General features: G+C 73.5%; 17 protein-coding genes. 5 read left to right on the top strand and 12 right to left on the bottom strand.

The window, feature by feature from the left end; translation table 11 throughout:
• Window positions 1-550: 550 nt before the first annotated feature.
• Window positions 551-1,105: a hypothetical protein gene (locus tag HFV08_RS01340; RefSeq protein ID WP_168534937.1), complete on the top strand. Its 555-nt coding sequence runs from the start codon at window positions 551-553 to the stop codon at window positions 1,103-1,105.
• A 1,502-nt stretch (window positions 1,106-2,607) separates the two neighbouring features.
• Here the strand turns inward: HFV08_RS01340 and HFV08_RS01335 are convergent.
• The 4 genes from HFV08_RS01335 to HFV08_RS01320 are packed head-to-tail and all read right to left on the bottom strand — an operon-like array spanning window position 2,608 to window position 5,333.
• Window positions 2,608-2,766 (bottom strand): DUF6760 family protein, encoded by a 159-nt coding sequence (locus HFV08_RS01335; RefSeq protein WP_168534935.1) that lies wholly within the window; start codon window positions 2,764-2,766, stop codon window positions 2,608-2,610.
• A complete protein-coding gene (locus tag HFV08_RS01330; protein WP_168534933.1) occupies window positions 2,763-3,248 on the bottom strand; it encodes a hypothetical protein in 486 nt (161 codons plus the stop codon). The genes HFV08_RS01335 and HFV08_RS01330 overlap by 4 nt, the downstream gene beginning before the upstream one ends.
• Window positions 3,248-3,691, bottom strand: coding sequence for a contractile injection system inner tube protein (locus tag HFV08_RS01325; RefSeq protein ID WP_040248841.1), 444 nt, complete (start codon window positions 3,689-3,691; stop codon window positions 3,248-3,250). Before HFV08_RS01325 ends, HFV08_RS01330 begins: the two co-directional genes overlap by 1 nt.
• A 52-nt stretch (window positions 3,692-3,743) precedes the next feature.
• Complete coding sequence (locus tag HFV08_RS01320) at window positions 3,744-5,333, bottom strand: phage tail sheath family protein (protein ID WP_168534931.1); 1,590 nt, start codon at window positions 5,331-5,333, stop codon at window positions 3,744-3,746.
• A gap of 240 nt (window positions 5,334-5,573) precedes the next feature.
• On the opposite strand from HFV08_RS01320, the gene HFV08_RS01315 reads away from it, so the two are divergent.
• Both HFV08_RS01315 and HFV08_RS01310 read left to right on the top strand, forming a co-directional pair.
• Complete coding sequence (locus HFV08_RS01315) at window positions 5,574-7,412, top strand: eCIS core domain-containing protein (protein WP_168534929.1); 1,839 nt, start codon at window positions 5,574-5,576, stop codon at window positions 7,410-7,412.
• A 112-nt stretch (window positions 7,413-7,524) separates the two neighbouring features.
• Window positions 7,525-8,919, top strand: a complete 1,395-nt coding sequence (locus tag HFV08_RS01310; RefSeq protein WP_168534927.1) for a COG1470 family protein — start codon at window positions 7,525-7,527, stop codon at window positions 8,917-8,919.
• 356 nt (window positions 8,920-9,275) lie between these two features.
• Here HFV08_RS01310 and HFV08_RS01305 read toward each other — a convergent pair whose 3' ends face one another.
• The 3 genes from HFV08_RS01305 to HFV08_RS01295 all read right to left on the bottom strand — a co-directional run bounded on the left by HFV08_RS01305 (window position 9,276) and on the right by HFV08_RS01295 (window position 13,042).
• Window positions 9,276-11,357: an ATP-binding protein gene (locus HFV08_RS01305; protein ID WP_168534925.1), complete on the bottom strand. Its 2,082-nt coding sequence runs from the start codon at window positions 11,355-11,357 to the stop codon at window positions 9,276-9,278.
• Window positions 11,354-12,088: a Pvc16 family protein gene (locus HFV08_RS01300; RefSeq protein ID WP_168534923.1), complete on the bottom strand. Its 735-nt coding sequence runs from the start codon at window positions 12,086-12,088 to the stop codon at window positions 11,354-11,356. The genes HFV08_RS01305 and HFV08_RS01300 overlap by 4 nt, the downstream gene beginning before the upstream one ends.
• Before the next feature lie 300 nt (window positions 12,089-12,388).
• The gene (locus HFV08_RS01295) at window positions 12,389-13,042 is read right to left on the bottom strand and encodes a helix-turn-helix transcriptional regulator (RefSeq protein ID WP_210429706.1); all 654 of its coding nucleotides are present in this window, start codon (window positions 13,040-13,042) and stop codon (window positions 12,389-12,391) included.
• A 361-nt stretch (window positions 13,043-13,403) separates the two neighbouring features.
• On the opposite strand from HFV08_RS01295, the gene HFV08_RS01290 reads away from it, so the two are divergent.
• A complete protein-coding gene (locus HFV08_RS01290) occupies window positions 13,404-16,406 on the top strand; it encodes a helix-turn-helix transcriptional regulator (protein WP_168534921.1) in 3,003 nt (1,000 codons plus the stop codon).
• 251 nt (window positions 16,407-16,657) lie between these two features.
• Here the strand turns inward: HFV08_RS01290 and HFV08_RS01285 are convergent, their stop codons facing one another.
• The 4 genes from HFV08_RS01285 to ychF all read right to left on the bottom strand — a co-directional run bounded on the left by HFV08_RS01285 (window position 16,658) and on the right by ychF (window position 20,348).
• Complete coding sequence (locus HFV08_RS01285; protein ID WP_168534919.1) at window positions 16,658-17,899, bottom strand: hypothetical protein; 1,242 nt, start codon at window positions 17,897-17,899, stop codon at window positions 16,658-16,660.
• Entirely contained in the window at window positions 17,896-18,315 is a 420-nt protein-coding gene (locus tag HFV08_RS01280) for a hypothetical protein (protein ID WP_168534917.1), read from the bottom strand. The genes HFV08_RS01285 and HFV08_RS01280 overlap by 4 nt, the downstream gene beginning before the upstream one ends.
• A gap of 171 nt (window positions 18,316-18,486) precedes the next feature.
• Window positions 18,487-19,044: a Type 1 glutamine amidotransferase-like domain-containing protein gene (locus HFV08_RS01275; protein WP_246341421.1), complete on the bottom strand. Its 558-nt coding sequence runs from the start codon at window positions 19,042-19,044 to the stop codon at window positions 18,487-18,489.
• Window positions 19,045-19,259: 215 nt separating this feature from the next.
• A complete protein-coding gene (gene ychF / locus HFV08_RS01270; RefSeq protein ID WP_168534915.1) occupies window positions 19,260-20,348 on the bottom strand; it encodes a redox-regulated ATPase YchF in 1,089 nt (362 codons plus the stop codon).
• 284 nt (window positions 20,349-20,632) lie between these two features.
• Between ychF and HFV08_RS31260 the strand changes: the two genes are divergently transcribed.
• Window positions 20,633-21,379 carry a DUF6542 domain-containing protein gene (locus HFV08_RS31260; protein ID WP_376770541.1) on the top strand — a complete coding sequence of 249 codons (747 nt, stop codon included), beginning with the start codon at window positions 20,633-20,635 and terminating at the stop codon, window positions 21,377-21,379.
• 121 nt (window positions 21,380-21,500) lie between these two features.
• Here HFV08_RS31260 and ppgK read toward each other — a convergent pair whose 3' ends face one another.
• Window positions 21,501-22,256: a polyphosphate--glucose phosphotransferase gene (gene ppgK, locus HFV08_RS01260; protein WP_168534913.1), complete on the bottom strand. Its 756-nt coding sequence runs from the start codon at window positions 22,254-22,256 to the stop codon at window positions 21,501-21,503.
• Window positions 22,257-22,318: the final 62 nt, after the last annotated feature.

The following is a 22,318-nucleotide window of genomic DNA, read 5'->3' as shown; positions in this document are numbered from 1 at the left end:
CCGCTGCACGGAGGGCGCGGTGGCCGGGGAGAGCGGGGCGGCGGGTGCCGCCGGTCCGGCGGTGGGCGTAGCGCGGTCCGGGCCCGGGGAGTGGGCGGAGTTCGGCTGCGGGTTCTCGGCGGGCCGGGGAGCCGGAGCCTGCGCGGATCGCGGAGCCGGGGTGGCGGAGGGCGCCTCCGCGGCGGCCCCGGTGGCCTCCGAGGCGGCGGAGAGGGCACCTGGGGTGGCGCCCGGCGGTTGCGTACGGGACGTGGTGCGGGGCCCGGACAGTGCCGGGGAGGCGCCTGGCGTGGACGGCGCCGGGGAGGGGTTGCGGGGCATGGACGGCGCCGGGGACGCGGGCTTCGGGGTGACCGGCGGCGTGGTGGCGCGCTGGACAGCGGTGCCGGAGGCCGAGGCACCAGGCGCCGAGGAGACCCTGGGTCCACCTGTCCCGGAGCGCGGGGCACCCAGGCCCGGCGTACGCGGGGTGGCGGAGGGGGCCGAGGACGGCGGGGCGGGGCGGCTTCCGGCCGGAGGCGCGCCTCGGCCGGGGGCGGAGGTGTCCGCCGTGGCTGAACTGGAGTGTGGGGCGGCGGAGTTCGGGTCCGGTCGGGAGGCCCCCGGGGGCACGGATGAGGGCGAGGTGCCGGCGGCCGGGGAGGCAGGGCGTGCGCTCGGGGCGGTGCCGGGGGCGGGGGCGGGCGTGCCGGGGGCGCCGGGAGCGGTGTCACTGCTGCCCCGGTCGGAGTTCGAGGCGCCGGTTGCCGGGCCGGAGGGGGACCTCTGGACCGATGCGGCTGCCGACGGCGCTGCGGGGGCGGCCGAGGGCCCCGGCGTACCGCTGGAGCCGCCCGGCGCCGGGGCGGCCGGAGCCGTGGGACCGGAGGTCGCGGACATCGCGGAGGCGGCATCGCTTGCCGCCCCGCCTCGGGAGCCGGATACCGAAGAGGGCTTCTCCGTCACGGAGTTGCCCGAAGGCTCCTGCGAGCGCTGCCGTACAGGCGGAGTGCCGGTCTGCCCGGACCGCGGTGACGGCTTGCCGGAAGTGCCGGTCTGCTCCGACGCCGGGCGGGGAGGGCTCGTCCGCTGCGGGGCGGTGCCGGTTGAACTGCCGGACTGCTGAGGGCTGTTGGCGGCTGCCCGCTGCACAGATGCCGACGCCCCGCTGTCTCGCGCCGGGGAACTCTCCGACGATGCATCACCGGAGGAAGAGCCGGTCCCCGGAGCAATTCCCCTCACTGGCCCAGCCGTTGGCGGGGCAGTGGACGGATCGCTGGAGGACGGCTCCTTCGGCTCAGGGCTCTGCCCCTTGTCCACACCTGTGGACGCGGGCGCGGCACCCGGGGCCGGAGCACTCGGCGCCCCGGCAGGGCCCGGCGTCCCACCGGCCCTCGCGCTCTCCGCCGCCCCGCTTCCCCCACCGGAAGCAGAGCCGCTGCGACCGGAGTTGCCCTGCGACGGCAGCCGGGTCGGCAGGGTACGCCGCTGCACGGGAGCGGCGGCGGACCTGGTCAACGCGGGGGCGGCCGGACGCGGTGCCGGAGCCGGAGCCACCCGGATCCCGGGCCGCGGAGCCGGAGGCACCGGCGCCCCGCCCATCGCCGAACTCCCGCCTGCCGACGCCGGTTTCACGGCAGCCGGAACCACGGGTGCGACCGCCGAGGACGTACTCCCGGAAGCAGAAGACGAAGCCGGAGCAGCGGCACCGGCACCGGCACCGGCAGCGGCAGCGGCAGCGGCAGCGGCAGCGGCGTCAGCAGCCGAGGCGGACGCGGACGGCGTCACCGTCCCCGCCGCCGAGGACGACGCGGGCAGCGCCGCACCCGGCGCCTCGGACACTCCCGCTGCGGAACCCCCCGGCCCGGCAGGCGCACCGGCACCCCGGCCCCCTACCGCCGGGCGCACCGTCGGCCGTACCGCACGCTGCACCGCGGGCCCTGACCCCGTGGACCCTGACGCCGTGGCCCCCGGCACCGCGGGCCCGGACGGCGCCGGAGAACTCGGCACCCCGGACCCAGGCAGCGCGGACGACGGCCCCGGCCCCACCGGAGGCCGCAACTGCCCTACGGCAGAGAGCTGTTGAGGACGCACCCCCGGCCCACCCGGAACCGCAGCACCCGGCGCGGGCACAGGTGCGGACGCGGAGGGAGAGGGAGGTGCCGTAGCGGAGGGAGACGCCGCGGCAGAGGGAGAGGCCGACGCGGGCTGAGACGCGGGCGGGGCCGACGACCGCAGTCCGCCCATCCGCTCCAGCCCCGAACTCCCGCTGCCCAGCGAGGCGTTGCCGCCCGCCGCACCCCTGAAGCTCGGGTCCTGCCAGGTGGCGAGGCGGCCGCCGAAGCCGGAGTCCGCGACGCCGGGTGCCTGTCGCGCGGCACGCTGAAGCGGGGGCAGCGCGGACCATGAGGCGGCGGCGACAGCGGGCCCCACACCTCCGGGGGGCGCGCCTTCACCCGTGCCCGTACCCGAGCCTGGGCCGGAACCCGTGCCCGTACCCGGACCGGTGCTCGTAGCCGGACCGGCACTCGGACCCGAGCCGGCACCGGTACCCGAGGCCGCTCCAGCCCCGCCCCGCCCCCTCTGCTCCCGACTCCCCCCACGCAGCCGGTCCAGGAACCCCACGGCTCAACCCTCCGTACTGCTGCGGTTGTTCAAGCGGGCGATCTGGTCGGTGAAGCGGCGGCGGTCGTGGTGTTCGAGGTCGAGGATGTCGTCCAGGGGCCAGTGGAAGTGGTAGGCGACGTACGCGATCTCCTCGTGCAGCCGGTCGGTCGCGTACGTCACGATTCCCCCAGGCGGCTCCCGCCGAGTTCCACCTCGAAGGGCTCGGCGCAGTGCGGGCAGCGGACCGCGGCGCGGGTGTGGCCCTCGGCGTTGACCTGGCGGTAGAAGTCCTGGAGGAAGGCCAGGTCGGAGGCGAACATGTTCTCCACCACGCCGTCGTGCATCATCGGCAGCGTGCCGAGCCGGGTGATGACCCGGCCGAGCAGCACCACCGAGAGGTACGCCGGGTTCTCCTGGACGCGGATGTCCCGCAGCGGCACCAGTTCGTCCCGGGCGGTGGCCAGGCGCATCACGCCGTCCCGGTGGACGGTGCCCGCCTCGTCGACGTAGCCGCGCGGCAGCTCGAAGGGGAACTCCGTCTGCAGGCGCCGCGGTTCGGGCGCCGGCGCGGGGGCCGGAGCGCTCTCCGGCTCGGGCTCCGGCGCCGGGGCGGCGGGCGGCGCGAGGGGCCCGCCCGCCGCCCGGACAGCGGTACGCCGCATTACTCGATGACCAGTTCTTCGAAGGTGATGGTGACCGTCTCGGTCAGCGCCGAGGCCTCACCGGCCTTCACCGTGCTGGTGTCGATCTTGCTGCACCAGGCGTTGCGCATGTTGTACCGCTTGACCGGATTGTTCTGGTAGTCCATCACCATGATCGTGGCGTTCTTGCGCGCGGTGCTCATCATGCCGTTGACGGACTCGGTGATCCACTGGTTGAAGGCCGCCGACTGCGTCATACCGCGGACCACGGTGCAGGTGCCCGCCTTCTTCACGCCGGGCAGCTTCTTGGTGACCGGCTTGCCCTGCGCCGAGACCTGCTGGTACTCGATGACGTCCTGTTCCAGGCTGAGGCCGCTGACCTCGGCGAGGTACTCGACCATGACACCGTCGATCTGGAGGCCGAAATTATGTGAGGTGAGGGCGTCACCCGGCTGGAGACTCATCTGTGCTTCCTCGTTGTGAAGGGCTTAGGTGCGGACGGGACGGAAGGCGGGACTACTCCTCCAACTCCCCGTTGCCGCTGGAGAACTGGGCCAGCCGGAAGATCACGAACTCGGCGGGCTTGACCGGGGCGATGCCGATCTCGCAGATCACCCGTCCGACGTCCACGGACTCCTGCGGGTTGGTCTCCTCGTCGCACTTGACGTAGTACGCCTCCTCCGGCCGGGCGCCGAAGAGGGCGCCCGCGCGCCACTCGTTGACCAGGAAGGCCGAGACATTGCGCCGGATCCGCGCCCACAGCGCGTGGTCGTTCGGCTCGAAGACCACCCACTGGGTGCCGATCAGGATCGACTCCTCCAGGTAGTTGAAGTACCGGCGGACGTTCAGATAGCGCCAGGCCGGGTCCGAGGACATGGTGCGGGCGCCCCAGACGCGGACCCCGCGGCCCGGGAAGGCGCGGATGCAGTTCACGCCGATCGGGTTGAGCAGGTCCTGCTCGCCGCGGGTGATCTGGATCTCCAGGTCCACCGCACCGCGTACGACCTCGTTGGCGGGCGCCTTGTGCACGCCGCGCTCGAAGTCGTTGCGGGCCCAGATGCCGGCCACATGGCCGCTCGGCGGGATCAGGCGGGCCTTGCCGAGGGACGGGTCGAAGGTCTTGATCCAGGGGTAGTACAGCGCCGCGTACTTGGAGTCGTACCCGGCGGTCTCCTGCCGCCAGACCCGGATCTGCTGAGCGTTGAGGCCCGGCGGCGGGTCGATGACGGCGACCCGGTCGCCCATCAGCTCGCAGTGCGCGATCAGCCCGAGCTGGACCGCCTTGACGGCCTCCAGGTCGATCGCGCCGCGCTGGTAGGCGGCCATCAGGTCGGGCACCGCGACCATCGAGACCTCGTCCACGGCCTCCAGACCGCCGAAGCCGGTACGGTCCGCGCTGTCACCGAGGTACTCGGCCGGACCTGCCGCCGTGTTCTCGGCCGCGGCCGGCTCGGGGGCGGTGGCGGCGGGCGGCGGCGCGGGCAGCGTCACCGTCTGGTTCTCCGGGCGGGCCAGCTGCGCGGCGGGCGCGGCCTCGGCGACCGTGATCAGCCGGGAGCGCTCCTTGACCTGGGTGACGACGTAGGAGCGGTTGCCCTTCTTGGCGGAGACGTCGAAGGTCTCGACCGCCTTGTCGCCGTCCTTGACGACGAGCTTGAAGCGCTCGGCGGGGCCCTCGCCCTCGGGGTCGGCGACCTCGACGGTGAGCGGGCCCTTCTGGCCGGTGCCGGTCGCCGTCACCGAGAAGGTGCCGAGCGCGCGGGGCTCCCCGGCGGGCAGCTCGGCCGGGCGCGGGGCGCCGGACACCGCGGCGGGGGCGGCCTCACCGGCGGCGCCCGCGGCGCTGCCGCCGACCCGGACCACGTACGCGGCGGTGCCGCCGTTGTTGAAGAAGCCGTAGACGGAGTGGGCCAGGTAGTAGCCGTCCGTGAAGTCACCGAAGGCGGCGACGTACTGGGTCCAATTGGTCACCAGCGTCGGCTCGTTCAGGGGTCCGGCCGGGGCGAGACCGACGAAGGCCGCGACCGAGGTGCCCACCCCCTCGATGGGGCGGGAGCCGCTGGCCACCTCCTCGACGTAGACGCCGGGCGACAGATAGGACGGCATGCTCTGCTCTCCTCGGGGTACGCGTCAGGACTGCTGCCCACGGTCGCGCGCGCGGCCGGTGCGGGAAACGTCCTCCGGTGCCCTCTCGGGGGCAGTACCCGTGCCCGGAAGGGCAGATTCCCTTCGCTGCCCCCGGAGTTGCCCGCGAGGACCTTCCGCAGCGGCGGCCCCCGCGGGCACGGTGGCTGATCGGCGTGGACCGCCGTCGTGGAGACGTGGAGTCGTGGAGGAGGAAGGCCCGTGCGCGCGCAGGACCAGGACAAGGACCGGGGCGGCCGGCCCGGGGCGGTACGCGCCCCCGCCCGCCCGCCGCTCGCCTCCCCCGCCGCGGGCCTGCTCGCACTGCAGCGCGCCGCGGGCAACGCCGCGGTCTCGCGCGCCCTCGGCGAGGAGCGGCACGAGCACGGCGCGGGCTGCGGGCACCAGGCGGTGCAGCGCGCGGCGGCCGAGGGGCACCGGCACGGCCCCGGCTGCGGGCACGAGGGCCCCCGGCAGCTGGGCGTGCAGCGGCGGATGGCGCCGAGCGGGATGGAGCGGGCCGCGGAGGAGCGGCGGGACTCGCTGGCCGAGGCGACCGGCAAGGGCGGCAGTTCGCTCGCCCCGCACATCCTCGACAAGGCCCAGCAGGCGTACCAGATGCCGATGGACCATGTGGTGGTGCACAACGACGCGGTGGCCCAGCGCGCCGCCGCCGACTTCGAGGCCCGCGCGCTGACCGTGGGCAACCACATCGTGCTCGGCGCGGACAAGGTCGACGACGAGACCATGTTCCACGAACTCGACCACGTACGGCAGCAGTCGCAGGGCGAGGTCGCGGGCCGCAACGACGGCTCGGGCGTGAAGGTCTCCCACGAGGGCGACGACTTCGAGCGCCAGTCCGCCGCCAACGGCCGCCGGGTGGCGCAGGGCGCGGCGCCCGACCTGTCGATGCCGGGGGCCCCGGCGGTGCAGCGCGCCGCGGACGGGGACCGCGCCGAGGGCCGGGAGTCGGTGCAGCGGATGCCCACCAGCGGCGGCCGGGTCAGCAAGAAGAAGGGCAAGGTGAAGGACGGCGCCTCGGTCGCCGCGGCCATCGTCTCGGCGCTGGTGGACAACCACGGCTGGGAGGCGCACGGCGGCGCCCGGGACAAGACCGTCCACCTGCCGATGAAGCCCGCGAACCCGCCCGCGCACGCCACCCGCGAGGGTCTCAAGGAGACCAAGATGGGCGGGATGTACCACGGTTCGGGCGGCATCAGCGGCAAGCGGTCCTTCAAGCAGGTGCCGGTGGAGCAGGCCCTGCGCTGGATCTCCACCGCCGCCTTCAACTACCTCAACGACCTGGGCAAGCAGCCGGAGGAAGTGCAGGCCGGCGTCGCCGGCGTCGACTCCGCGCCGGTCGCGCCGAACACCGAGACCCTGAAGAAGTACGAGCTGTACATCTCCTCCAACAAGGACACCGCCAACAAGGCCCTCGCCGACCTGCGCGGCACCAAGAACAACGCCCGCGCCTTCCTCACCGACCTGCTGGCGGCGAACACCGCCACCGTGAACGACACGAACACCGAGCGGATGCCGTTCGAGAAGCGGCACGCCAGCAAGCTCGCGAGCCGCCTGCTCGGCTCCGCGGAGGGCTCCGAGCGCTTCGGCGAGCTGCTCCAGGCGCTCGCCGGACCGGTCAACATCCCGGAGGGGCGCGCCGAGCAGGGCGAGGACGGGCTGCACGCCGAGCGCCGCATCATGGCGAGCGCGCCCGAGGGCAGCATCCCGGCGAACCGCATCGCGGGCGTGAAGCGGCCCTGCATGGTCTGCTACATGGAGCTGTTCATGGGCGACGACTCCAAGCGCCCTGGCCCCTTCTGGCCGAGCAAGTCCTCCAGCATCGGCATCGAGGACTACACGGTGGCGGGCGCCGCGAAACTCGCGGCCCGCATCGACGCGGCGGCGCGGGCGGCCGGCGGCACCCACGTCACCCTCCGGGTCGACTGCGGCGGCAAGGAGCGCGTGGACACCGGCCACGGCTCCGAGTCCGACTCCCCCGCCTCCGACAACGCGGGCGGCCGCGACAGCAGCCCGGAGGCGATGGACACCGCCGCCTGAGGCGGGCCCGCGCCGCCGGTACCCCGGGGGCATCTCGCGCTGTCCCCGGGGGCAACCGGGCCTGCCCCGCGGCCTGCTGACCCGCGGCGGGCCCGCCGGTAGCGTCGACGGCGTGAGCCTGTGGACCTCTCTCGAACCCGCCTCCACCACGGTCGATCCCGGTAGCAGTACGCGGGTGCGGCTGCGGGTGCGCAACACCGGTGACGTCGTCGACGAGTACCGCTTCGAACCGGTGGGCCCGGTGGCCCCGTGGACGACCGTGGAGCCGGGCACCCTGCGCCTGTACCCCGGCACCACCGGAACCGTGGAGCTGACCTTCGCCCCGCCGCGCACCCCCGACGCCGAGGCCGGCCCGAACCCGTACGCGGTGCGGATCACCCCGACCGAGCACCCCGAGGCGGTCACCGTGCCGGAGGGGAACCTGACGGTCACCCCCTTCACCGAGGTACGGGCCGAGCTGGTGCCCCCGGTCGTCAAGGGGCGCTTCCGCGGGCGCCCGCGCCTCGCGGTGGACAACCTCGGCAACACCAAGGTGACCGCCTCGCTCAGCGGCAGCGACAACGGCGACAAGCTCGCCTACGAGATGCGGCCCGCCAATGTGCAGATCGAGCCGGGGCGGGCGGTGTTCGTCGACACCACGCTGCGGCCCCGGCAGATCATCTGGTTCGGCTCCAAGGAGGAGCAGCACTACAAGCTCGCGCTGCGGCGCTCCGGGGCGCAGCCGGTGGACGTCGACGGCACCTTCGTGCAGCGCGGCTTCCTGCCCCGCTGGCTGATGACCGTCTTCGGCATCTTCCTGACCCTGGCGATCGCCTTCGTGATGATCTGGCTCGCCTACAAGCCGCAGGTGCACAGCCTGGCCAGGGAGAAACTCCAGGAGACGGGGAGCACGCTGCCCCCACCGCCGCCGACCTCGGCGCCGCCCAGCCCCAGCGCCACCCCCAGCAAGGAGCCGGAGCCGGTCCAGTCCCAGCCGAAGGGCGGGGGCGGTGGCGGCGAGGAGAAGAAGAAAAAGCCCCGCGAGCGCACCGCCGCCGACGCGGTGCGCGACGCCGTGGAGCTGAAGCCGGGCCGCCACATCTGCTACCGCGCCCTGGTCGCCGACAAGGGCTGGCAGAAGCCGGTCTGCGACGGCGCCGACCCGGTGGAGACCGAGGGCTCCTGGGAGGGCAAGCCGCCCATCAAGGCCCTCAACATCGCCACCTCCGGCACCAAGGGCGTGCACGCCGCGGCGGCCTACGCGCTCGGCGGCTGGAAGGAGCCCTGGGTCACCAAGCCGGACGGGCAGAACCTCTACATCGGCAGCAGCAAGGAGTCCGAGTCCCCGCTCCAGGGCTACACCATCAAGGTCCCCGACGGCTCGGTCTGCCAGGTCGCCCGGATCGAGGTGGACGGCTGGCGCCCGCTGGGCTGCACCAAGCCCGGTGAGTGGATGTACGGCGGCGCCGACATGATGAAGGAGGAGACCCGGGGCCGGAAACTGGTGGCCTTCCGGTTCTCGGTCTGACGGCCGCTTCTCGGTCTGACGGCACGCCTTCCGATTCCCGTACGGAGGGTTCCCCCGACTCCCGTACGGAGATGGCCCCCGGTCGACGATCAGGTCGGCCGGGGGTCCTTTTCTCGTGCGTACGGGGCCTGGGTCCAGTCCAGGTCCAGGTCTGGTTCCAGGTCGGGGTCCTGTTCCCGTCCGTACGAGGGTGTCGCTCAAGAGCCCTTGTTCCAGGGGCTGTTGCTCAAGCTGGCCTGTTTCAGGCGCTGTTGCTCAAGTGGCGTGCGTGCCGCGTTTGTTGGCCGACGACCGGTTGGCCGATGACTGGCTGCCGAGGGCCGACACCGGTCGTACGGAGGAGGCCACCCTGCCGCCTACCAGCCCGCCTCGCCCGGGACCAGCCGTCCCGCCTTGCGGTACTCGCGGCGGGCGCCCTCCCACAGGTCCGCGTCGCCGAGGAGTTCGCCGCGTCCGGCGGCGAGATAGGCCGCGGTCACCACGGCACTGCGGATGGAGCCGCCGGACAGCTCGAACTCCCGTGCCTGCGGGGCCGGATCGACACCCTCGGCGCGGGGCACGGCGGAGAGGCTGTAGCGCCACAGGGCGAGCCGCTGCTCCGGGTCCGGGAAGGGGAAGTCGACCACCGAGTCGAGCCGCCGGGTGAAGGCCTCGTCGATGTTGGCGCGCAGATTGGTGGTGAGCAGCGCGATGCCGTCGAAGGACTCCAGGCGCTGGAGCAGATAGGCGCTCTCCAGGTTGGCGTACCGGTCGTGCGCGTCCTTGACCTCGGAGCGCTTGCCGAAGACGGCGTCCGCCTCGTCGAAGAGGAGCACCGCGTCGGTGCGGTCCGCCTCGCTGAAGACGCGCTCCAGGTTCTTCTCGGTCTCGCCCACGTACTTGTCCACGATGGACGACAACTGCACGACATACAGGTCGAGTCCGAGGTCGGCGGCGACCACCTCCGCGGAGAGCGTCTTGCCGGTGCCGGACTCGCCCGCGAACAGGCCGAGCACCCCGCGGCCCCGGCCGCCGCCCGCGCTCAGCCGCCAGTCGCCGAGCACCCGGTCGCGGTGCCGGGCGCGCAGGGCGAGTTCGCGCAGCTGGGCCAGCGGCTTCTCGGGCAGGACCAGGTCGGGCCAGCCGACCGCGGGCCGGATCCGCCGGGCGTGCTGCTCCAGGCCGGAGGCCGACTGCTGCCGGGCCGCGAGCCGGATGTGCTCCGCGCCGAGTGGGGCGTCCTCGAAGGCGGCCAGCGCCCGGGCGGCCTCGGCGGCCCGGCGCACCCGCTCACCGCCGAGCCGGTACGGGGCGACCGCCGAGGCCAGGTCGAAGCCCTCGGCCGCCGGGCCGAGCGCCGCCGCCCAGGAGGCGGCACCCCCGGCCCGCAGCCGGGGCGCCTGAAGCACCAGCGGGTCGTAGGGGGACCAGTGCGGGTCGTACGGGCGCGGGTCCGCGAGCAGTACGGTCACATCCCCGGCGGCGCCCAACTGGTGTACCAGGGCCTCGGGTTGCTCCGGCAGCTCGGTCAGGACCACGGCCTGCCCGGTGAGCCGCGCCTCGCGCAGCAGGGCGGGGACCCGCTCCTGGGGGCCGCTGAACCGCAGGGCGGCCAGTCCCGCCGCCCGCAGCGCCGAGGTGAGCGCGGCCACGCCCCCGCCCTCCCGGTGCTCCCGTACGTAGCCGAACAGCGGGCCCTGGCGCAGGCGTCGGGCGAGCCGGGCGACGAACTCCGCGCCGTCCGGGGTGTCTTCGAGGGAGGGCGGTTCGGGCAGCGGGTGCAGATGGCCGCGGAGTTCCGGGTCGGGAGTGTCGTCGCCGAGGAGGTGGCCGAGCAGCCGGTCCGGTACCCGCAAGGAGCGGCTGAGGAAGGGGCGTTCGGGCTCCTCCACCTCCAGCAGGCCGAGCGCCCGCAGCGGCGCCGAGGGGTGGAAGCGGGCCCGCGCCCCGGCCTCGTACGCGGGCGCCCCGAGCAGGTCGAGGGCGAGCCCGATGGTGGCCCGGCGCCTGCTCACATCGTCGTTGAGGTAGCCGTAGAGCGGCTCGAAGGAGCGGTCCAGGTCGGGGGCGAGCGCGACGAGCAGGACGGCGGTGTCCCGCTCGGTCAGGCCGTTGCGGGCGGCGAGGGCGCTCAGCGGGTCGGGCGAGTCGGGGGAACTGCCCTCAGGGGCAGGGGAGTTGCCCCCGGCGGCGGAGCGGTCGCCGTCCGGCGGGGCAGTGGGGTGGTCGCTGCCCGAAGGGGCGGCGGAGCCCTGCGCCGTCCCGGGCCCGCCCGGCCGGTGCAGCAGGTGGTGCACCGCCTCCTCGGAGAGGTAGAGGCCCCGCAGCGGGTCCTCGGCGGTGGGGTCACCGGCCGAGCGGTGGGCGACCAGGGCGGCGACCCGTTCGCGCAGGGCGGCCAGTCCGGTGAGCAGGGGCGCGGGGGCGGCGGGTGCGGTGTCGGCGCGGGACTCGGTCATCGCTGGTTCTGCTTGTCCTGCCGGTTCTGACTGTCCTGCCGGTTCCGGTTGTCCTGCCCGTTCCGCCCGCCCTGCCTGTTCCGCTCGCGGGCGGCCTCGCGGGCGGTGGCGAGCTGCCCCGGGCGGTGCGCGCGTTCGCCGTCCTCCGGCGGGTCGTCGTCCAGTCCGCGTACCCGTACCACCGCGCCCTCGGTGACCGGCGGGCCCGCGTCGTACTCGGGGTAGGCCGGGAAGGGCGCGGTGACCACCAGGTCGAGGGAGGGCTTGAGTTCGCCGCCGAGCGCGGACCAGATCTCGGCGAGCGAGCGGGACTCAGTCTGGATCCCGGCCACCGTCACCGGCACCGACAGGCCCAAGTTGCCCAGCGAGCCCGGGAGTTCGTCGGGGCCGAGCATCTCGCGGGGCAGCAGAGTCGCCAACACGGCGGAGAGCAGCCGGTGTTCGTCCTGCGGGGTCTTGGTCCAGGCCGTCACCAGATACGAGAGGCGGAACCAGCGCGGCGGCTGACGGCGCCGCACCACGACCTCGCGCTCGTCGCGCACCGGCACCTGCCCGCGCTGCCGGCGGGCGACGTCCTCGCGGATGTCGTACAAGTAGGCGTTGACCACCGGGGCGTTGCGCCGGGCCGCCCAGTCCCGGGTGGGTGCCTCGAAGGACACCTCGATGCCCGAGCCGGTCAGCGCGCCGCCGCCGAGCAGCCCCTTGAGGACCTCGTCCACCTCGTGGATCACCGTCGTGCTCCTGAATCGCCTTGCTGGTACGGCCTGTGGGGATGGATCGGCCCTGTCGGCACGTCCCGTCCGGGTGAATCGCCCTGCCGGTGCGCCCTGTTCGGGTCCCTCGCCCTGCCGGGTGGACCCTGTCCAGGTCCATCACCGAGCCGGGCGGGCCCAGTTCGGGGAATCCCGGGCGCGTCCCTCTGCCCGCCCGGTACCGATCGTGCCGCCTCCGTACGGGCGGGCCGAGGCGCGGCGGGGACGGCGGGCGGGCAGAGCCGCTGCCCCGGGGTCCGCCCGCGGGTGCCCGGAAGGTCAGATGTAGCCTTCACGCAGGGCATATGCGACGGCGTGTGCCCGGTTGCGCAGGTGCAGTCGTGTGGTGAGTCCGTGCATGACGTTCTTGACGGTGCGTTCGGAGTAGGACAGTTTGCCCGCGATCTCCCCGGTGTCGAGGCCCTCGGCGATGAGCCGCAGCACATCCACCTCGCGTGGTGCAAGGCCCAGCGAGGGCACGCCCGATCTGCCCGCCGTACCCCGGTGCAGGGTGCCCACCTGGCTGATGAGTCTGCCCAGCAGGTCGGCCGGGAGGTCGCCCTCCCCGCGCGCGGCGGCGAGCACCGCCTGCACGAGCCGGTGCGCGGTGGCCTCCCGCCGCCAGACGATGGCGCCGACCCCGCAGCCGATCACATCGAGGAGTTCGTTCTCCCGCAGGGTCGCGGTGACCAGGACCGCGCGGGTGCCCTCGCCGCGCACCAGCCGCCGCACCCGGGTGAGCGCGTCCTCGTCCAGGGCGTCCTCCACGAGGAGGGCGACCGTGCCGGGTCCGGAGTCCTCGCGCATCTCGATCTCGGGCCGGTGGCGGAGCAGGCTCGCGGCGCCTTCACGGGACAGCGGGTCCGGAGCGGCGACCGTCACCGGTATCCGCCGCGCGATGCCGGATTCCGGCGTCCGGGGTGAGCTGAGCAACCGATTCTCCCAGGTGAACGGTGTGATGCCGAAGCCAGGCGACCGGACGGACCGGCCAAACCTGCGCCGGGCTCACCTTTGTTCGCCCGCCCGCCCCGCCGCAATCGTGGACCCCCACGAGGGGCACCACGAGAGCAGCCTCCGGGCCACCACGAGAGACCCGGAAAAGCGGACAGAACACCAGGTCAGACGGGGTGCACCGGAAGCCGCGGATCCGCTTTCGAATTCGTTGCGTTTTTCCGCAGTGACCATCGCCACGGGAACCGCCCAGGTCCCGGACGGAGTACCTCATGACGCGCGGTCCGTCTCTCCCTCCCCCGCCGACGGCAGGCGCCCACCCCCAGCACCCCAGGAGGCCGCGATGACCGCACCGCTCTTGGAACGCGAGGGCGCCCAGGCGCTGTTGGTGGCCGAAGCCGCTCGCGCCCACGCGGGCACCGGCCGCCTGGTGCTGCTGCGGGGAGCCACCGGCACCGGCCGCACCGCCGCCCTGGAGCGCGCCACCGCGCAGGCCGCCGCGCTCGGACTGCGCGTGCTGAGCGTGCGCTGCTCCCCCGAGGACCGGGCGGCCCCCTTCTCCTCCGTACGCCATCTCCTGTGCGGCATACCGGAGTTCACCGACTCCGAACCGTCCGGCACCGGCGAGCGGGACACCGCGGCGCGGCTCTGGCGGACGCTGTACACCTATGCCGAGCAGGCCCCGCTGTGCGTGGCGGTGGACGACGTGCACCTCGCCGATCCGCTCTCGCACCGCTGGTTCACCGAGGCCGCCCGGCGCGTCGACGCCTTACCCCTCCTCCTGCTGGCCACCGAGCGCAGCCAGTACGACATCGCCCCGCACCCGGCCGGACTCACCCACACCCTGCCGCCGTCCCTGGTGCGCACCCTCACCCTCCACCCGCTCGGCGAGGCCGCCGCGACCCGGCTCGTACGCGACGAACTCCCGTCCGCCACCCCGCAGTTCATCGCCGACTGCGTGAGGGCGGGCGCGGGCAGCCCGCTTCTCCTGCGCGCCCTCCTTGAAGACCTGCGGGAGGCGCCCGGCACCCGCCTGCCCGAGAGCAGCGCCGCGCTCTACCCCGGCGCCTATCCGGCGGCCGTCTCCTGGTGGCTGGACAGCGCGGGGAAGGAGACCGCCGAGGTGGCCCGCGCGCTCGCGGGCATCGAACTCACCGCTCTTCCTGAGGACTTGGCGGACCCGGCGGAACTCCTCGCCGCGGCGAGCGGAACCGACCCGGCGCGGGTGACCGGCTGGCTCACCGCCATGACCCGGCTCGGCCCGCTGCGCCCCGACGACCGGGGCCGCCCGCGCTGGGCCCACCCCCTGCTGCGCGACGCGGTGCTCGCGGGCTGGCCCGCCGAGCGGCGCCTCGCCGCGGGCCGGGCGGCGGCCGGGGAGATGCTGCGCCGCGGCGACCCGGTGGAGGCGGTGGCCCGGCAACTGCTCGCCGTCACCGCCCTCGGCGAGCCCTGGGCGCTGCGGACCCTGCGGGACGCGGCCGCCGTCGCGGTACGCGAAGCCCGCCCCGCCGACGCCGTCCGCTATCTGCGCCGCGCGCTGGACGAACCCCTCCCGGACGCCCTGCGGCAGCGGCTGCTCACCGAGTTGGGCTCGCTGGAGTACAGCGGCAGCACGGCACCCGGCGGCATCCCGCGGCTGACCGAGGCGCTGCGGCTGCCCGCCGGATCCCAGGACCGGGTGCGCACCGCCCTCGCCCTCGGCACCGCCCTCGCCGACCGCGGCGAGGTGCAGCCCGCGGTACGGGTCCTGCACCGGGTCGCGGGCGGCCTGGCCGGACACCCCGAACTGGCCCGCACCGTACGGGCTGCCGTCGCGCTCCTCTCCGACCAGGACCAGACGGTCCGCGCCGAGGCCTACCGCGCCCTGAGCGACACCGCCGACCGCTCCCCCAGCCTGGTCGGCACCGCGGGAGCGGCCCTGCTCGTCCGGTACGCGGCCACCGCCGGGACCAGTTCGGCCCGCGAAGCGATGGGCCGCATACGGGAGTTGCTCACCGGCCCCGCCGACCCGCTCGCCGAACCCTTCCTGCTCGGCACCGCCGCCGCGGTCGCCCAGTGGGCCGACGAACTCGACGAGGCCGAGGCCCTGGTGGAACGCGGCCTGGACGGCCAACGCCCCGGCTATCTCCACCCCATGGCCGCCGCCCTGCGCAACGTACGCCTCGACGTCACCGCCGCCCGGGGCGACCACCAGCGCATCCTCGCCGAACACGCCGCCCGCTCCGGGCCGGACCCGCACGGATCCGAGTCCGCCGGGCCCGGGCCCGAGTCGGCCTCCCACGGGCCTGAGTTGCCTTGGCGCGAGCCTGAGTCGGCTTGGCGCGGGGCCGAGTTGGCTCGGCGCGGATCCGAGTACGTTCAGCGCGGGCCCGAGTCGGCTTGGCGCGGATCCGAGTCCGCTCGGCGCGGGCCCGAGTCCGCTCAGCACGGGCCCGAGTCCGCTCAGCACGGGCCCGAGTCCGCTCGGCGCGGATCCGAGTACGTTCAGCGCGGGCCCGACAACGCCGATGCGCACGCCGTTCTCGCCCTCGTCGCGACCGGCCGACTCGGCCGGGCCCGGCGCCTGGTGGACAGCCGCCTGCTCCGCGAGGCCGCCGAATCCTGGGAGTTGAACCGCTTCCTCTACGCCCGCGGGGTCCTGCGCTCCGCCGAGGGCGACCTCCCCGGCGCCCTGCACGACTTCCTGGAATCCGGCCGCCGGCAGAGCGCCCGCACCGTGCACAGCCCCGTGGTCACCCCCTGGCGCTCGGCCGCCGCCGCCTGCCAACTCGCCCTCGGCAACCGCCCGGAGGCCCTGGCCCTCGCCACCGAGGAACTGCGCCTGGCCCGCGTCTGGGACACCCCGCGTACGGTAGGCCGGGCCCTGCGCGCCCTCGGCCGCGCCACCGGCGGACCCGAAGGCCTGCAACTCACCACCGAGGCAGTCGAGTTGCTCCGCTCCGCCCCCGACGGCACCGAACTGGCCGCCGGCCTCCTCGACTTGGGCGTCCAACTCCTCGCCCACGGAGACCGCCCCCGCGCCCGCGCGGCCCTCCGCGAAGCCGCCGCCCACGCCGAACGCCTCGGCGCCCTCCACCTCCGCACCCAGGCCGCCGACGCCCTCCGGGAAACCGGGGCCCGGCGCGCGCCGTCGCCTCATACGGGGGCCGACTCACTGACCGCCGGGGAACGCCGGGTGGCGGACCTCGCGGCGCAGGGCCGTACCAACACCGAGATCGCGGAGCTGCTCGGCTTGGCCCGGCGGACCGTGGAGACCCATCTGACCAGCACGTACCGGAAGTTGGGGGTGCGGGGGCGGGGGGAGCTGGGGGTGGGGTTGAAGGGCGAGGACACCCCGACGTGAAGGCCGCTCCCGGCACCTACGGGGGGCCTGACGCCCTCGGCGTGCCTGTGGTGCCGGTGAACACGGTGTGCCTGGGCCTGGCAACCGTGGGCAGGGTGCCCGTGAGCAGGGCACGCGTGAGCAGGGTGGACTACCGCTGGTGACGGGTACGCAAGGGACGGCCGGACCCGAGGGAACACCGTTCACGTGGACGTGGCGCCGCGGGAGCGACGCCTACCGTTGACCTGAACGACCTGGTTGACCTGGTTGACCTAAGCGTGGAGCCCCACCAGCGCCGCGATCGACCGGCCCCACTCCCCGGCCGGGCCCGGCCAGTCGAGCGGAGTGAAGAAGCCGACGATCAGGAAGAGGCACGCTCCGAGCAGGGCTTCCACGAGTCCGGTGTTCCAAGCGGACGATTCACTGTCCCGGTCCAGCGAAAGCGTGCCCGCCACCATGATCGAGAATCCCAGAGCGGCGTAGACCAGGAGGCCGGCGACCGCCGCCGAAACCGTGAATGCCACGGCCTGCCAAGCTGCCGGGTCGGCCGCGTACGCGGCCCGAACGGCCGTGACGGTGACCATCGGAACGGCCGCGGGGAGCGCACACAGCATCAGGTGAACACTGATGCGGCCACGCCGCGGCGGCCCCGGCACCGGAGGCTTGGGCCGCTCCGGAGTCCCCGGCTCTTCCTGGGCATCCGTCTGAGACACCGCCGTGGATCGGGAGCCGGAATCCCGCCCGGCGGACTCGGCGGACTCGGCGGACTCGGCGGACTCGGCGGACTCGGCAGGAGAGTTCGCGAGGTGTCCGTCCTCCGGGGCAAGAGGCAGAACCGTCTCCCCCGCCACGGTGCCGGATCCCGGTCCGAGCTGCTTCACCCTCGCCTGCTCGCCCAGGGAGCGCAGTTCTTCGCGTACCGAGGCGAGCTGCGCCTCGGCCTCGTCCATGATGTCGGTCAACTGCGTTCCCTCCACGCGCAGTTGTTCCGTACGGTCTTCGCCGCGAGGTGCCGGCAGATCGTTCTCCTGCGGCGCCGCCTCTCGATCGTCCTGGGCTCTCCGCAGCTGGGCCGCCTCCTGCTGGGCCCGCAGCATGAGGGCCTCCGCCTCCTTGCGTCCCTCCTGCGCCTCCCGCAGCATTCGCTGCGCCTGGATGACGCGGAGTTCGGACTCCTGGAGTTGCTCCTGCACCTCGGCGAGGGCTTCGGCGCGGCCTTCCTCCCGGGCGCGCTGCGCCTCCTCCGCCAGTTCGGTGCAGCGCTCCCGCCACTCGGCCGCCGTCAGGGTCAGCACCTGGACCAGCGTGTGCAACTGGTCGTCCATCCGGAGGACGGCCAGACCGCTCTCGGTCTCCGAGCCCCCCTCGGCCGAGGAGACGGTCCGTACATGGATATGGGTGATCTGCTGGTCCCTGCCGGACTGGAAGATCTGGGCCCGATCCGAAGCCCTGCCCCAGAGCTCGGCCCGCCGACGGGACTCTCCGTCGGCGTCGCCCGGCGCGGTGGGGCTCATCGCTCGGTGATGTGCTGGTCACCGGCGGCCTGGTAGGAGCGGCCGTTCCCGGACACCCGGGCCTCCATCCGCACGCCGCCGTTGATCGTCCGCCCCGACGAGGCCTCGTTCAGCCTGATCAGCAACCCGTCCAGCTCGGGCGCGGCCTGGGGGTGCTCGGTGAGCAGCTCCGCCACGCGTCGGCGCCAGTGCGCCTCCAGGTTGAGGGCGGCCTCGGTGTCACCGCTCTCCGCCGCCGCGAGCAAGGAGCGCCGCGACGCCTCCAGGGCCTCCTCCACGTCTTCGGCGGCCGCGGGGTGGAACCGCCGCCACACGCTCACGACGCCGTCCCTGGCCTGCTGCCACCCCTCGGTCACCAGGAGCGACACGACGGTGGTGCCGGCGGAAGCGGCCAGCGTCAGCAGGGTCTGGTCCATGGAAACCCCCCGGAGTCCGGCGGACCGGGCCGCGCGGTCTCGTCGGCCTGGTCAGAAGTGGGAGCCCCACGTTAGCCCAACTTGCCTGTATATGCCGCCAGTTGCCGCCTGACACCGCCCGACCCCAGCCCAGGAGAGCGGCCCGCCTCGGCCCCGAGGGACCGGCGCCGGTCAGCCGACGACCCGTACACCGTCGCCGTCGACGACGATCGCCTCGCCGTCCCGCAGCGCCACGAACGGCTCGTGATGGTCGATGTAGTGCTGGACGGTGTGCTCGATCTCCTCGGTCTCGGGGTGGTCGGAGCGGTAGTGGGGAGCGACCGCGAAGGGCAGCAGGCCGAGCCCGTCCCACAGCACAGGACCCTCGGGGTAGCCCGCGGGAAGGTGGTCCGGGTCGTCCACGTGGCCGGCGATGCCGCGCAGAGTGGTGCCCGCGACAGCCGCGGCGGCACTGTAGCCGCCGAGGACCAGGGCGTCGGAGGCCAGGAGTTCCGGCAGCAGTACGTCGGCGCCGCTGTGCCGGAGAGCACGGCGCAGGACGAAGGTGTTCCCACCCCGCACATACACCAGGTCGAAGTTCTCCAGAGTTTTCCGGAGCGAAAGGTCACCACTGAAATAGTCGCGCAGGTCGAGTTCCTCCGGAGCAAGCCCCACCGATCGCAGTTCCGCGACCTCACGCTCCAGGGAGGCATTCCTGGAATCCGCGTCCTGGAAATCATAGGCATTCATCACGAGTGCCGTGCGGGTACGTCCGGCGAGCAGGCGCCGCAACTCCTCGGGCCTATTCCCGATGCGAAATGAAGAAAGATAAAGAAGCATAACGCGCAGTATACGAGGGCGCCGAACTCGAATCAGACACACACCTGGGGTCCGACCCCGAAAAGTCGGACCCCAGGTGAACTGCTGCGCCCGCCGGATCAGCGAGAACGGAGCGGCGTCATCCGCTACACATTGAACCGGAACTCGACAACATCCCCATCCCGCATCACATAGTCCTTCCCCTCCATGCGCGCCTTCCCCGCCGAGCGCGCCTCCGCGACCGAGCCGGTTTCCACCAGGTCGGCGAAGGAGATGACCTCGGCCTTGATGAAGCCCTTCTGGAAGTCGGTGTGGATGACTCCGGCGGCTTCGGGGGCCGTGGCGCCCTTCTTGATGGTCCAGGCGCGGGATTCCTTGGGGCCGGCGGTCAGGTAGGTCTGGAGGCCGAGGGTGCGGAAGCCGACGTGGGCGAGGGTGGCGAGGCCGGGTTCCTCCTGGCCCACGGACTGGAGGAGTTCGAGGGCCTCGTCCTCGTCGAGTTCGGCGAGGTCGGCCTCCAGCTTGGCGTTGAGGAAGATGGCCTCGGCGGGGGCGACCAGGGCGCGCTGCTGGTTCTTGAAGTCCTCGTCGGTCAGCTCGTCCTCGTCGACGTTGAAGACGTAGAGGAAGGGCTTGGTGGTGAGCAGGTGGAGGTCGTGCAGGAGCTCCTCGTTGCCGGAGCCCTGGACGATGCCCGCGGAGAAGAGGGTGTCGCCCCTCTCCAGGATCTCCTTGGCCTCCTCGACCGCCTTGACCTTGGGGGCCACGTCCTTCTTGATCCGGGACTCCTTCTGGAGGCGCGGCAGGACCTTCTCGATGGTCTGGAGGTCGGCGAGGATCAGCTCGGTGTTGATCGTCTCGATGTCATCCTTGGGCGAGACCTTGCCGTCGACGTGCACGACGTTCTCGTCCTGGAAAGCGCGGATGACCTGGCAGATCGCGTCGGACTCGCGGATGTTCGCGAGGAACTTGTTGCCCAGCCCCTCGCCCTCGCTCGCGCCGCGCACGATGCCCGCGATGTCCACGAAGTCGACCGTGGCGGGCAGCACCCGCTGCGAGGAGAAGATCTCGGCGAGCTGGGTGAGGCGGGGGTCCGGTACGCCGACGACGCCGACGTTGGGCTCGATCGTGGCGAACGGGTAGTTGGCCGCGAGCACGTCGTTCTTGGTCAGGGCGTTGAACAGGGTCGACTTGCCGACATTGGGCAGACCGACGATTCCGATCGTGAGCGACACGTTGCGACTTCCCGTACGTCAGGGCTGGTGGGCGAACTGGCTTTGCCGAGGGACCCGGGGTGAGCGCACGCACGGGCCGGTCGCCCAGTCTACGGCGTACGGGACCCGGCGCCCGAAGGCCTCTCGCGCCCCCGCCGGCGGCCCGTGCCCCGGCGCGTACCCCCGTCCCACACCACCCCCGCAGGCTCTCCACTTCACGGAGGACATCGGGATGCTTGGCCAAGACAGGTCAAAGCGCGTGTCCCGACGGCCGCCCGGCACATGATCGGATCTACGTTGGTCCGGTGGAGCAACCGAGGACCCGTCCCCCCCAGAGCCGTCAGCGCCGGACCGCGCCCCTGCCGCCGCAGGGCGGCCCGCGCCGCACCGCACCAGTCGCGGTCAGACGGCCGCAGGCGCCGGGCGCACCGGCCGCGCGTACCCCCCGCCGCCCGGGACCGGAGCGGGGCCCGCGACCGGGGCGTGATCCACGGCCCGGCCGCGGCGCCGGTGCGGGTCTCGCGGAGCGGATCCGGCAGCTGCCCAACCCCCGGCTGACCGGGCTGGGCAGCGGGCTGTTCTGTGCCGCCGCGATGTTCCTGGTCGCCGGTCTGGACCGGCTGCTCTTCGGCTCCTCGCTGGCGGTGTACGGATTCTTCTTCCTCCCGGTGAGCGCGCTGACCGCGCTGTGGGTGCGCAATGCCGACCTGGTGCTGGCGCCCGTCGTCGTCCCGATCGCCTTCGCGGTCGGCGTCTTCCCCGTCGCGGACACCGAGGGCGGGATCGGCGGCCTGCTGATGGGCCTGTTCACCGCGCTCGCCCTGCACGCGGGCTGGCTCTACGGCGGCACCCTGGTCGCCGGTCTGATCGTCTCCGTACGCAAGATCCGCCTGATGGCCCGGCGCGCGGCGGCCCGCCGTGGCCGCCCGCCGCAGCCTCCGGGGGGTCAGGGGACCCGGCGGCCGCGCCCACCGGCCCAGGGCGGACCCAAGGGTGGCCCCCACGGCAGCCCCCAGGCCGGACGGCGCCCGGCCCGCCCGACGCGCGCCTGAGCGACCAAGCCCCAGAACTGAGGTTCCCAGTCCTCCGAGCCCCGCACGCAGGAAGGGCGCCGCTTCCCCGGCGGCGCCCTTTCTCGTACCGGTTCTCGTACGGATTCTCGTACCGGCAGCCCTACTTCCCGCCGTACGTCCCGTGCGCTCGCATCGCCGCGCCGACGATGCCCGCGTTGTTGCGGAGTTGGGCGGGGGCGATCTCGGCCTTGACGTGCTTGATCAGGGGCACGAACTTGTCGGCCTTGCGGCTCACCCCGCCGCCGAGGATGAAGAGTTCGGGGGAGAACAGCATCTCCACGTGGAGCAGGTACTTCTGGAGCCGGTGGGCCCAGTGCTCCCAGCTGAGGTCGTTGTCGTCCTTGGCCTTGGTGGAGGCGTGCTTCTCGGCGTCGTGGCCGTGGAGTTCGAGATGGCCGAGTTCGGTGTTGGGGACCAGGGTGCCGTCGACGAAGAGCGCGCTGCCGATGCCGGTGCCGAGGGTCAGCACGAGGACGGTGCCCTTGCGGCCGCGGCCCGCGCCGAACTGCATCTCGGCGACTCCGGCGGCGTCGGCGTCGTTCAGGACCACCACCTCGGCACCGCCGAGGCGCTCGCTGAGCAGGCTCCGGGCGTCCACGTCGAGCCAGCTCTTGTCGACATTGGCGGCGGTGCGGATGGTCGAGCCGTCGGTCACCACGCCGGGGAAGGTGACGCCGACCGGCCCGTCCCAGTCGAAGTGGCGCACGACCTGTTCGACACCCTCGCCGACGCCCTCGGGGGTCGCGGGATGCGGGGTCAGCACCTTGAAGCGGTCGGCCGCAAGCTCGCCCCGGTCCAGGTCCACGGGTGCGCCCTTGATCCCGGAACCGCCGATGTCCACGCCGAAGATCTCCATGGCGCTACGGTAAAGCCTGCCGCGCGCCGCCAGGGCCCGTGCGCCCCGGCCCTTCACCCCTG

Source organism: Streptomyces physcomitrii (assembly GCF_012273655.1).
GTDB classification, from domain to species: Bacteria; Actinomycetota; Actinomycetes; order Streptomycetales; family Streptomycetaceae; genus Streptomyces; species Streptomyces physcomitrii.
This window is presented reverse-complemented; position numbering and strand designations above follow the sequence as displayed.